Source organism: Ruminococcus sp. RTP21198st1_G1_RTP21198_201120 (assembly GCF_040924265.1).
In the GTDB taxonomy this organism is placed as follows: Bacteria; Bacillota; Clostridia; order Oscillospirales; family Ruminococcaceae; genus Hominimerdicola; species Hominimerdicola aceti.
Map to the genome: position 1 here is coordinate 192,027 of NZ_JBCOMH010000002.1, position 12,638 is coordinate 204,664.

Consider the following 12,638-nt stretch of genomic DNA (forward strand, 5'->3'; position numbering starts at 1 on the left):
TTTGGCAGAACAAAGCTGCCGTTATTTCATTGAAAATAAAAAACGAGGGCGATCACTCGCCCCCATGAATTTTATTGCTTATTCAGCGTCCTCAGAAGCCTCGTCATCAGCAGGAAGCAAAGCTCTCATAGACAGGCTGATCCTCTTCTTGTCGAGATCGATCTCTGTGATCTGGCAATCAACTACCTGACCTACAGAAAGGATATCTGCAACATTGTTTACTCTCTGGTTAGCGATCTGAGAGATGTGGATAAGACCGTCGATACCGTCAATGATCTGTGCAAAAGCACCAAAGCTTGTGATAGAAACAACAGTAGCCTTAACTACCTGACCTACCTCATAGTTAGCCTTGAAGATCTCCCATGGATTCTCTGAAGCCTTCTTATATGTCAATGAAACCTTCTTTGTTTCGCTGTCGATATCCTTGATAGTAACAGTGATCTTATCGCCAACGGAAACAACGTCTGAAGGGTGCTTGATCCTATTCCAAGAAAGATCCATTCTTCTAATAAGGCCGTCAACACCACCGAGATCTACGAATACGCCGTAATCTGTGATAGACTTAACTGTACCCTCTACCTCAGAACCGATCTGAGCTGTCTCAAAGAACTTAGCCTGAGCTGCTGCTCTTTCCTCTCTTGCTACTGCACGGATAGAACCAACTGCTCTCTGCTTAGCCTCGTTTACCTCAAGGATCTTGAAGCTTACTGACTGCTTGAGCAGATCGTTAAGATCGAAATCTCTTCTTGGAGCTGCCTGTGAAGCAGGGATAAATACCTTAACACCGTTAGCTGATACGAGTACACCGCCCTTAACAACGTTTGTAACTGTACCTGTAAGTGTAGCGTCAGCTTCCTTAGCCTCAACTATCTTCTGGAAACCAAGAACTGCGTCAACCTTCTTCTTAGAAAGTGTAACGATACCCTCCTGGTCATTTGTCTTAAGAACGATCAGATCGATCTTGTCGCCTACCTTTACGATATCCTCTGGCTTCTTAGTAGGATCATCTGTAAGTTCAGATGCAGGAATATAGCCTGTGTGCTTTGTTCCGATATCTACGGCTACTTCACCGTTATTGATATCGGTGACAACGCCCTCAACCTTCATTCCCGTATGTATTTTTTTCAGAGTCTTTTCCAGTTCCTCCTCAAAATTGAATTCTTCGTCAACATTGTTCAACATTTCACTCATGGTCTGTTGTACCTCCTTGATTATATAAGCCGGCGTCGATGCACCAGCAGAAATCCCGATAAATTTTGCACCTGATAAGTCAATATCACATGCCCTCAGTCCTTCGGCGTCCTCCACAAGCCAACATTTGCAATATTCATCGCATATGGCTTTAAGCTTGTGAGTATTGGAGCTGTGCAGCCCTCCGACTATTATCATTATGTCGGCAGCCTTCGCAAGCTCCGCCGCCTCCTTCTGTCTTTCAGAAGTGGCACTGCATATGGTGTTATACACCACAGCCTCAGGCAGATACCTCTCAAAAAGCTCTTCGCACTTTCTCCACATATTCTTATTATACGTTGTCTGAGCCAGAATTGCAACCTTTTTTGACGAAAAATCTTTCTCTTTCACCAAATTTTCAAAATCGTCACATGAACTGAACACATAACTCTCTCCGCTGCAATGACCTCTTATACCCATTATTTCCGGGTGAGCCTCATCACCTGCGATAAGAATAACGTATCCCTCGCCCGATTTTTCGGCTGCTATCTTGTGTATCCTTGCCACAAAGGGACAGGTAGCGTCAATTACTTCCGCACCTACCTTTGCAAGCTTTTCATACACGTCCAGTCCAACTCCGTGGGATCTGATAACAACTGTCTGGTCTTTCGTGACCTTATCCACATCGGTGGAGTAAACTCCTTTTGCTTCAAGGTCAGAAACTACGTTTGGATTGTGAATGATTGGGCCTAACGTTACAACATTATTTCGGTTATCTAATTCATTATACACTATTTTTACGGCTCTGTCTACACCAAAACAGAAACCTGCGGTCTTTGCAACGCAAATTTTACACTTTGTTAACATTTAATGTACCAGCTCCGTGATATTTTTCATGATCTCGTTCTTGATAGTCCTAAGAGAATGAGGGTCGGTAGCTGTAACGCCTATCTCGCCAGGCACTATAGGCTTGCCAAATCTTACAACTACACGCTTTCTGAATTTGAGCTTGCCCTCGAAATTGATACCAACAGGGACCACAGGCACCTGAGCCACAGCCGCCACCAATGCAACGCCTGTTTTGCCCTTTCCTACCTTGCCGTCCTTTGAACGTGTTCCCTCAGGGAAGATGACAAGGTTTCTGCCCTTTTCAAGCTTTTCGATAGATGTATCTATTACCTGAGTGTCGCCCTTTCCTCTTGTAACAGGGAATGCTCCGAACGCTTTTATAAGCAGAGTGAAGAACACATTCTGATGAAAAAGCTCCTCCTTAGCCATATAAGACAGCGGCACTTTTGTTGGCAGTGCGATAAAAACAGGGTCCTGATAGCTTCTGTGGTTTGAAGCGAATATATTCCCGCCGTCCTTTGGGATATTTTCCGTACCCTCGAAAGTGATGTTAAAATACAGATGATAAAGTCCGATAACGATATATCTCAGCACTGTGTACCAAAACATATGGAAATGACCAAGCCTGTGTTCTTTTTTCACAGGTCTGACAGGCATTATCTCTTTTATCTTACGCTCTTTTTTTTTAGTCTTGTCAGTTATTACCTTGTAGATAGCCTCAACAGACTCTTCAAGAGTCAACTCAGTAGAATCCACCTCAACGGCGTCCTCAGCCTTTTTGAGAGGAGCTATCTCTCTGTGAGTATCGTTATAGTCACGCTGGATTATATCCTGCAATACCTCGTCATATGTAGACTTGTCGCCCTTTTCCTGAAGTTCCTTGAAACGTCTTTCTGCTCTTGCCTCAGGAGCGGCTGTGAGGAATATCTTCACTTCAGCGTTTGGCAAAACCACAGTGCCGATATCTCTGCCGTCCATGATGATGTTGTTTTCCTTTGCGATATTCTTCTGAAGTTCAAGCAGAAATTCTCTTACCTCAGGTATAGCAGACACCTTTGACGCACCCATGGATATCTCAGGCGTTCTTATTTTGTCTGAAACGTCCTCGTCATTGAGCATTACTCTTTGCCCTGCTTCTGTGTAGCAAAGCTTTATGGATATCTCACCAAGAAGGGGTTTTATCTGCTCAGGGTCAGAAAGGTCTGCACCCTTGCTTATAACATAATAAGCTATAGAGCGGTACATCGCACCTGTGTCTACATATACATATTCAAGCTTTTTCGCTACCGCCTTTGCGATAGTGGACTTTCCTGCTCCGGAAGGTCCGTCGAGAGCCACGTTTATTCCCATATCAAAATCTCCTTATCCTATTTTATCCGCACAGCTATACGCCGTGGAAAACGCTATCTGCAAATTAAAACCGCCTGTATAAGCGTCAACGTCAAGCACCTCACCGATAAAGTAAAGTCCTTTACACAGCTTTGACTCCATTGACCGTGGGTCTATCTGCGAAACATCAACTCCTCCACGAGTGATTATAGCCTCCTCCACAGGACGCATACACTTCACTGTGAACGTTAGCTTTTTCACTGTGGAAACAAGCCTTTCACGCTCCTCACGGGTTATCTGATTGACCTTTTTCTCAGGGTCGATGCCGCACCTTTTTATTATAAGTGGTATTATCTTTGAAGGCAGCAACTTACCCAGTGAATTCTGAAAATCTCTGTTTGGAAAATCACCGAAATCACGAAGTATCCTGCTGTCAAGCTGTTCATGGCTCAGTGCAGGTTTAAGGTCGATATCCATATAATACCGTGACTTGTTCATATCACCAAGGTGAGCCGAAGCCGAAAGCACAAGCGGTCCGCTCAGACCAAAGTGTGTGAAAAGCATTTCCCCAAGCTCGTGGAAAAGTGGTTTATCTCTGTCCTCTTCACGAAGCGTCAAGGTGCAGTTTCTAAGGGAAAGCCCCATTGCAGAAGCACATTCCTCACGCTCATAAGTGACTACAGGGCAAAGTGACGGAGTTATTGCCGTGACCTTATGCCCCACAGACTTCGCAAGCCTATAGCCGTCGCCTGTTGAGCCTGTCCGTGGATAGGACTTTCCGCCAGTTGCAACGATAACGCTGTCTGCGTAATAATCCCCATGCTCGCATTTAAAGCCCTCTGCTCTGCCATCCTTTATGATAAGCTCTTTTACCTCATCGTCGATAAACTGCACACCACTGTCCTCACAGGCTTTCACAAGTGCTTTTACGATATCCTTTGCGTTGTCGCTCACAGGGAACACCCTGTTGCCACGCTCAGTTTTAAGCTCCACACCAAGACACTCAAAAAAGCTCATAACGTCCTCTGGAGCAAATCTGCTCAGTGCTGAATACATGAACTTGCTGTTGCGTGGGATATTTTTCATAACAGTGTCAGCGGTACAGTTGTTTGTGACGTTACACCTGCCCTTGCCTGTTATCATGAGTTTTCTGCCCTGACAGCCGCTATGCTCGATAACAGCAACGCTCTTTCCACGCCAGCCAAGCTGAACTGCGCAGAACATTCCTGCCGCACCTGCGCCTGCTATAACTGCGTCAAATCTTCTCACTGTGTATCTTCCTCGCTTTTTGCGTAAACGTCATACTCAGCCCAAACCTTTTCAAGACGTTCAAAGGTCTGGGACACTCTGTCGATATTTCTTATTGATACCGCAACGATAAGTGCATTTATAAGGCTCAGCGGTGCAACAAGAGAGTCAACGAACGAAGCCATATCGCTTCTTGCAAGAAGCAGGCTGTCTGCATACTTTGCGATAGGCGAAGCCTTTGAGTCTGTTATAGCTATAACGTTCGCACCGTTGCTCTTTGCATACTTCAAAGCCTTGACGGTCTGCTTTGAATATCTTGGGAAAGATATGCCTATCATGGCGTCCTTTTCGTCTATTCTCATTATCTTTTCAAAAAGCTCGGAAGTAGTCGTACTCTGAACGAGCTTTACATGGGGGAAAATAAGTCCCAGATAATAAGCAAGGAACGAAGCGATAGAAGCTGCACTTCTCGTACCCATTATGTAAAGGGTATTGCAGGATACGATAGTGTCAACGGCATTGTTAAAGTCCTCCTTTGAGGTTTCCTCCAAAGTACGCCTTATCTTGTCGATGTCGAGATTGAGTACCCTTTCAAGCACGTTGTCACTGCTCATAAGGTCGGAAGTGACCTCTATTCTCTGAACAGTTGTAAGCTTGTTTCTCATAAGCTCCTGCAAGCCTTTTTGAAGGGCAGGATAGCCGTCATAGCCAAGCTCTGAGGCAAATCTTACCACCGTTGATTCGCTGACGCCCACGGTTTTTCCAAGCTTCTGAGCCGTCATAAAAGCCGCTTTGTCATAGTGGGAGAGAATGTAGTTCGCAATAAGCTTGTGTCCCTTTGACAAGCCTGAAAGCTTTTCATTGATAAGCGTAAATAAATCTTTTTCCATTTCTATCTATACCTTTCAGCATATATTTAAGCCCACAGATCATCCTGTAGGGCGAGTATCCTTTTTCTTCTTGCTTCTGTTTTGTCCTTATCTGGGATATAAACGCCGTCCTTTAAGATAAGCACGTCACCCTCGTGAACGTCTTTTGTTTCAGAAAGCGGTATATCCTTTTTTTCTCCCTGCTCAGTTTCACACACGGCATAGCCGTTTTCTATCCTGTCAACTGTAAGAATCTCTTCCATATCACTTTTCTCCCTTTTCAGCAGAAACGCTCAACCCCTCACCATCTGAGCTGAAAACTATCGTTCCCACATCTGCAGTGACATACAAATGGGAAGCATATTTTTTCAGCCTTGTGACAGTTTCCTCGTGTGGGTGACCATACTTGTTGCCCTTGCCGCAGGATATAACAGCATATCTCGGCATGACCTTGTTAAGAAAATCGACCCCCGAAGAAGTGGAACTGCCGTGATGACCTGCTTTAAGCACCTTTGCGGAAACATCATAACCCTGAGAAAGTATATCTTTCTCCTCAGTGGTCTCGCAATCCCCCGTGATAAGAAAGCTGTTCTCACCGTCTGTTATCTTCACAAGGGTGGAATAGTTATTAAGATTATCATAATCATTTTTGGGTGTGAAAAGCTCCACCTTACAGCTTCCAAGCTCAAATTCCATAGGCTTTGCCTGTGTTATCTTCAAGCCCTTTGCCTTTATGCTTTTGAGCATTTTCTCATATATCGTTGTGGTGGGCGTCATATCAGCCTTGACTTTCGGCATAATGAATTTATCCACCTGAAACTGGTCTATTATCTCGCTCATTTCACCAATATGGTCAGCGTGAGGGTGGGTGGCAATGAGATATTTTAACTCTGTCACTCCCTGCTTTTCAAGATATTTTTCTATTTTATTGCTGTCATCTTTATCGCCGCTGTCAATGAGCATAGCCTCGCCTTGTGATATCACAAGGGTGCTGTCGCCCTGACCAACATCGATAAAATGCACCTCTGTCTGAGCGTGTTCCGCCGGCTTGTCCTCAACGCCTGCCTTGATAAGCAAGTTGTCGAAAGAAACTAACCCTGTCAGGTCAAGCACTGTAAAAAGCAGCACCACAAAAACCGCTATGAGCGTTACCGCCTTTTTAAGCGGTGCTGTCGAATTTTTCTTTTTCGCAGATCTGCCTGCCATGTTATCCCTTTCCGCCTGAGCTATCTTCTTGCCTGCATTTCAGCCCATTCTTCTTTTGTTATGTTTATCTTTCGTGCCTTAGAGCCTTCCTGTGGTCCTATTATGCCCATTTCCTCTATCTCGTCCATGATACGGGCGGCTCTAGGGAAACCGAGCTTTAGCTTTCTCTGCAAGAACGCGGTGGAAGCGTTATTTGTCTGCACAATTATGGATATTGCCTGATTTACAAGGTCATCATCAGGATTTACGGAAACATTATCGCTGCCTGCCGAACCGCTGTCCTTTGGCTGTGGAGTATTCTCCTCCACCTCTGCGATAACTTCGTCGCTATATTCTGCGGTATGCTCGTTCTTGAGGAAGTTTACAACCTCTCTTATCTCAGAAGTCGCTGCATAGCCGCTCTGCATTCTTATAGGCTTTTTAACGCCAACAGGCTTATAAAGCAGGTCACCGTTTCCAAGAAGCTTCTCTGCACCGCTTTCATCAAGTATAACTCGTGAGTCAACGTTGCTGGATACACTGAGAGAAACTCTCGATGGGATATTTGACTTGATAAGTCCTGTCAACACGTCCGCCCTAGGGGACTGTGTTGCGATTATCATATGTATTCCTGCCGCACGAGCGAGCTGTGCAAGTCTTAAAACTGAATCCTCTACCTCGCTTCTCGCAGCCATCATAAGATCGGCGAACTCATCGACCACAATAACTATCTGTGGCAGCAGGTCGATCTTTGCACGGACTTCGTCCTGCTCCTCGGCAGGCTTATTGCGTTCTTCAAGAACCATGTCGTTAAACTCCTGCAAGTTCTTTACATTGTTCGCCTCGAACATAAGATAACGCTTGTTCATTTCATTTACCGCCCATCCAAGCGCACCAGCCGCCTTTAAAGGCTCGGTAACAACAGGGATAAGCAAATGAGGTATCTTATTATAAATAGGAAACTCGACTTTCTTAGGGTCGATAAGAATAAGCTTTACTTCGTCAGGCGACGCATGGTAAAGTATAGAAAGTATGATAGAGTTTGTAAAAACAGACTTACCTGAACCTGTTGTACCTGCAACGAGCATATGCGGCATTTTGGCGATATCGCCGATAATGATATTACCCTCGATATCCTTGCCCACTGCAAAGGTAAGCTTGCCCTTTGCCTTTCTGTATTCCTCGCTGTCGATAAGCTCACGGAGAGAAACCGTATCTCTATGATCGTTCGGCACTTCTATGCCTATGCACGCCTTGCCCGGCACAGGAGCTTCGATACGAACGCTCATTGCCGCGAGGTTAAGTGCGATATCGTCTGCAAGACCCGTTATCTTCGACACTCTTACGCCTGCTGCAGGCTGAAGCTCATATCTTGTAACGGACGGACCTCTATGTATGCCCACGATCCTTGTTTTAGCGCCATATGTTTCAAGCGTTTCCACAAGCTTCGCAGATTTCTCTTGTATCTCCTGCTGGACTATCTCGGAAGCCACAGGATTTTTAGCATATTTGAGTATATCCACAGGCGGATAAACGTAAGCGGATATTTTATTATCTTTCTCAAAGAACGTTGTCTGACCGTTCTTATCAACATTCACTACTGGTGGCTTAACAGGCTCGTCCTTGGACTTCTTTTCTTCTCTGCTGTCGCCTATGGCGTTTTCTATTATCTTTTTAAGCTCCTCATTATCGGTAGTCTTAGCCGTTTCTTCAAGCTTTTCATGTGTTATCACAGGAGCTTTCACAGGGTGGACCGGCATATCTATCTTTGAAGCGTCTACCTTGTCGGTAGCTTCTTCCGCCTCTGCAACAGGCACAAAGGCTTCCGCCGCAGTATCAGGGCCATCATCAGGATAGAATTTTGCAATATCAACCCTACCATTACGCCTTGGCTCCTTCTTCTCTCTTGGAGGCTTCGGAGGCTGAGCTGCACGCTCGATACGCTCCTCGTTCACCGCTTCATAGCTCTTTATAAAAGGCTTTGAAACTGCCTTTAGAAGCTGCGGAAGCGTAACATTTGTAAGCAGCATTATAAAAGTGAACGCCACAAGCACGATAACGATACCTGCGCCAACTCTCTTGAAAAGCGAAAGCAAAGGCCAGCCAAGCAATGCGCTTGCAAGTCCGCCGCCACGGAGCTGTTTTCCATCATTGAAAAGCCCCACAAGTTTGAGCCAGAACGAACTTCCGTCCACAGAGCCCACTTGGATTATCTGAGCCATGCCGCTTATAAGAAGCATAAGAACGCTTCCCTCCACCACCTTCGCTATGACCTTGTTGTGTGTCACATCTGAAGCTATCATAAGTGCAACATAGATTATCATAGGTGCAAACAGAAATACTGTCACGCCGAAAAGTCCTCGGTTCAGCTCATGGAGCCATTTCCACAAGCCGTCCCCCTCCACGAACGTGATAAGCAATTCAAGTATGCCAAAAAAGAAAAGTATGTAAGACCAGAAGCGTCTGTTCTCTCTTTCTCTCACTGCTGTCATGGAATTTGACTGTGGCGGCTTGCTCTGAGGCTTTTGCTGTTTTGTATTCTTTTTTGCAGCTTGCGCAGGCTTTTGCGCGGGCTTTTTCTTTGCCGCTGTCTGCTTTGGCGCAGGCTTTGAGCCTTTCTTTTGAGCTGCCATTTATTTTACCATTCCTTTCGGTATTTGTCTTATTTAAGCAAATAAAGGCAAAATGTTATTTGCCTTTATAACCCACAAAAAAGCCTGAAAACAGAATTTCAAGCTTTTTCACAGAAACTGTATTATCTTATGTCATTACTTTGCAAAGGATATAGGGTGACCCATGCACATCTCGATAAATGAGATAACAAGGACTATGACGCCAAGCACAAGGGTATAATAAGCAAACACCTTGAATTTATCCGTTTTAACGAGCCAGTTTACAAGCTTGATAGCACAAAGTCCCACAAATGCGGCTACTACAAATCCAACTGCACAGCTAACCCAATCTATATCAGCACGTGTTGAAACTGCGTCCTTGACTTCAAGCAGACAGCTCATAAGTATAACAGGTATGCCCAGAATGAAAGAATACTTTACCGATGTTTCTCTGGTCATGCCTGAGAAAAGTCCCGCTGAGATAGTCGAGCCTGATCTTGAAACGCCAGGCAACAGTGCAACTCCCTGAAAAAGTCCGACCGTTATTGCGTCTTTATAAGCTATATCGCCCTGAGTCTTTTTACCCTTTACACAACGATCTGACATAAAAAGTATCGCCGATGTATAAAGGAAACAAAGACCCTCTGCGAAAATGCTTGAATCCTCTGCAATGCCCTCAAACCAGCCCTTAAATGGCAGGAACGGCACAAGGCAGAAGCAGGAAACAATTATCATAACTATCATACGCCTTGGAGGATTCATATTTTTAAGAGTGAACTTGCCTGTAAAAATATCCTTTATCATAACGCCAAGCTCTTTTATCATATCCCATATTGTCTTCCTGAAAGCCACAAATACTGCTACCAGCGTGCCAAGGTGAAGTATCGCCGAGAAAAACAAAGCTCCCTCTCCGCTGTTTCCTGTAAAATGCTGATACAGTGAAAGATGTCCTGAACTTGAAACTGGAAGAAACTCCGTCAAGCCCTGAATTATAGCCTGAAAAATCGCATTGATGATACCCATTGCTGTCCTCCGAAATTTTGTTGTTTGTCAGAGATAAAAGCCGTCACGGCTGAGATAATGTGCCGGGTCTGTGTCCACAGCAGTATCATCATCCTCAAACTCTTCTCCGATATCTACGTCAGTCCTGAATACGTCATAAAGGTCGATTATTGTCTGAAACATTTTCAGCTTTCTCCTTTTCAGAACTGTTTTCTATCATATCATAAAGGCAGTCTATCGCCTCGGAAAGCCCTCCGAGCCTGTCGATAAGCCCCTCTTTTACAGCCTGCTCCCCGTCGATAACAGAACCAACGTCCATTACAAGCTCGCCCGTTGACATCATAAGCTCACGGAAACGCTCAGGCTTTATGGCTGAATTATCGCACACAAAGCGAACTATCCTTTCCTGCATTTTGTCAAAATAAGAAAGCGTCTGGGGTACTCCCAGCACAAGCCCGTTCATTCTAACAGGGTGTATAGTCATTGTGGCGCTTGGCACTATAAATGACTTTTTCGCACACACCGCCAACGGCACGCCTATGGAGTGACCTCCGCCCACAACCATTGACACAGTAGGCGTTTTCATACTAGCAATAAGCTCTGCAATGGCAAGTCCTGCTTCCACATCTCCGCCCACAGTGTTGAGGATTATCACAAGACCCTCTATGCTCCTATCCTGCTCGATAGCAACAAGGGCAGGTATGATATGCTCATACTTGGTGGTCTTGTTTTGTGCAGGCAAAATATAATGCCCCTCCACCTGACCGATAATGTTCAGGCAGTGTATAACGTGCTTTGCGTCTGGCAATGTGACAGAACCCATTTCCTTTATCTGCCTTATATCCTCAGCAAGCTTTTCGCTCTCTACATTTTCTTCTTGTTCAGACACTCAGATACCTCCCGTTCTTCATTAGTAACTTTCGTCACAGGAGAAGTATTTGCAGTGTTCATTAAAAATATGCAGGAAAACCGCCACACCTTTAATATAATAGCACAAGTTCTACCTAATGTCAACAACTTGCAAGAGCTAAAAAAACAATTTTTGCAGGAAATTTACGCTATCCTGCAAATTATTTATAAAAAGTTTAAATCTATTTTTGATACTCCTCAGCAAGCACCTGTTCACACCAAAGTATAAGATCTGCGAAATCTTCCTTGTCAAGATAGGAGAAATACTTGTTCACAGCCTCACCCTCAGCAGCTTCTATGGTGTCCGTCAGGCAATAGCCGTCAGAGGAAATAGTTATCTCTGTTTTGGTGTTCTCTTTAAGTCCTAGAGTTATCTGTATAAAATCAAGTCCCGGATCTTTAGACGGAGCCGTCCTGTATGAAGCGTTGCCGAAGCTGTCTATCATTTTCACAAGCTCGTTGTAATCATCATGATCGGCAAGATAGCATTCTCCGTATTCTCCGCCTACTTTCACACAAACCTTTGCATATGCGCCCTCGTAGATATCATAATTATAAAAGTCATCAAAGCAAGCATAGTATATGCCGCCATTCTTTGTGAGCTTATAAAAGCCTTTGTACGCCTTATTTGTATCTATGCTGTCGGCTGATATCTTCTCAACAAAATCCCACTTATCCGAGCCGTCTGATGACACAACATTTTTACCGTCAGGAATCATAAGTGAATAAACTGCGTCCGTGCCGCTGTCATCAGCCTGCGACTCATATGTATAAAGGCTGTCAGCGGAGAATTTCTTATGCTTATAGTCACTTAAATTTCCGTCGCTGTCATATTTCATATACTGCATAGGAGCGTTGCGCTCTTTATCATAAGAAAGCTGTAAAATACCATTGCTCACCACAGTTATTTCAGTGTACTCATCAGCTTCAAGCACAACGTTTCCGGACTTGTCAAGAAGTCCCACTGCTCTGCCGTCACGATAAGTGAAGAAAAGATCTGCAAGAAGCTTTTCACATTTATATCCCTCAAAAGGCTGCTCCTCAACCTCGGCAACATACTGAGTGCTGTCAAAGCTTGTATAAAGCTTTCGTGAAAGCTCGTCAAGGCTTTTTATTTTATTCAGAAACTCCGGAAATTTGTATTCCTTGACCTTCACATTGCTTGGTTGAGCTGAGTCGCTTGTCTTTATCTGCGACACCGCAGACGACTGTGTTGTTTCTTTGTCTTTTTCACAGCCAAACATAGAAATTGTCAGCGTCAATGCAAGCGCAAGAGCCGCACATTGTTTTCTTTTTGTCATCGTTATCCCCTCGTATTTTATTTTGTTATCTCACAGCACGAGCCGTTACACTATATTATAATACACAAATCTGATTTTTGCAAGATATATTAAAACTTTTTATTCTTTATCATAGCAGTATGGTAATACGCTAAATGTTATAAAAGTGTTAAATGTTTAAAAGT

At 44.4% G+C, this 12,638-nt stretch carries 11 protein-coding genes; all 11 read right to left on the reverse strand.

The window, feature by feature from the left end:
* Positions 1-78: 78 nt before the first annotated feature.
* Positions 79-2,037, reverse strand: a complete 1,959-nt coding sequence (locus tag AB5627_RS02280) for a bifunctional 4-hydroxy-3-methylbut-2-enyl diphosphate reductase/30S ribosomal protein S1 (RefSeq protein WP_022287303.1) — start codon at positions 2,035-2,037, stop codon at positions 79-81.
* On the reverse strand, positions 2,038-3,369 hold the full coding sequence (cmk, locus tag AB5627_RS02285; protein WP_022287304.1) for a (d)CMP kinase: 1,332 nt from the start codon (positions 3,367-3,369) through the stop codon (positions 2,038-2,040).
* 12 nt (positions 3,370-3,381) lie between these two features.
* Positions 3,382-4,617, reverse strand: coding sequence for an NAD(P)/FAD-dependent oxidoreductase (locus AB5627_RS02290; RefSeq protein WP_118124009.1), 1,236 nt, complete (start codon positions 4,615-4,617; stop codon positions 3,382-3,384).
* Positions 4,614-5,486: a MurR/RpiR family transcriptional regulator gene (locus AB5627_RS02295; RefSeq protein WP_022287306.1), complete on the reverse strand. Its 873-nt coding sequence runs from the start codon at positions 5,484-5,486 to the stop codon at positions 4,614-4,616. Before AB5627_RS02295 ends, AB5627_RS02290 begins: the two co-directional genes overlap by 4 nt.
* 26 nt (positions 5,487-5,512) lie before the next feature.
* Complete coding sequence (locus tag AB5627_RS02300) at positions 5,513-5,728, reverse strand: DUF3006 domain-containing protein (protein ID WP_117892876.1); 216 nt, start codon at positions 5,726-5,728, stop codon at positions 5,513-5,515.
* A gap of 1 nt (position 5,729) precedes the next feature.
* Complete coding sequence (locus AB5627_RS02305; RefSeq protein WP_265290442.1) at positions 5,730-6,671, reverse strand: ComEC/Rec2 family competence protein; 942 nt, start codon at positions 6,669-6,671, stop codon at positions 5,730-5,732.
* Positions 6,672-6,691: 20 nt separating this feature from the next.
* A complete protein-coding gene (locus AB5627_RS02310; RefSeq protein ID WP_022287309.1) occupies positions 6,692-9,283 on the reverse strand; it encodes a DNA translocase FtsK in 2,592 nt (863 codons plus the stop codon).
* A gap of 135 nt (positions 9,284-9,418) precedes the next feature.
* A complete protein-coding gene (locus AB5627_RS02315; protein ID WP_022287310.1) occupies positions 9,419-10,285 on the reverse strand; it encodes an undecaprenyl-diphosphate phosphatase in 867 nt (288 codons plus the stop codon).
* Positions 10,286-10,312: 27 nt separating this feature from the next.
* Positions 10,313-10,447, reverse strand: coding sequence for a hypothetical protein (locus AB5627_RS02320; protein WP_022287311.1), 135 nt, complete (start codon positions 10,445-10,447; stop codon positions 10,313-10,315).
* Positions 10,419-11,087, reverse strand: a complete 669-nt coding sequence (locus AB5627_RS02325; protein ID WP_081856029.1) for a ClpP family protease — start codon at positions 11,085-11,087, stop codon at positions 10,419-10,421. Before AB5627_RS02325 ends, AB5627_RS02320 begins: the two co-directional genes overlap by 29 nt.
* Before the next feature lie 268 nt (positions 11,088-11,355).
* Positions 11,356-12,474, reverse strand: a complete 1,119-nt coding sequence (locus AB5627_RS02330) for a hypothetical protein (protein ID WP_022287313.1) — start codon at positions 12,472-12,474, stop codon at positions 11,356-11,358.
* Positions 12,475-12,638 lie beyond the last annotated feature (164 nt).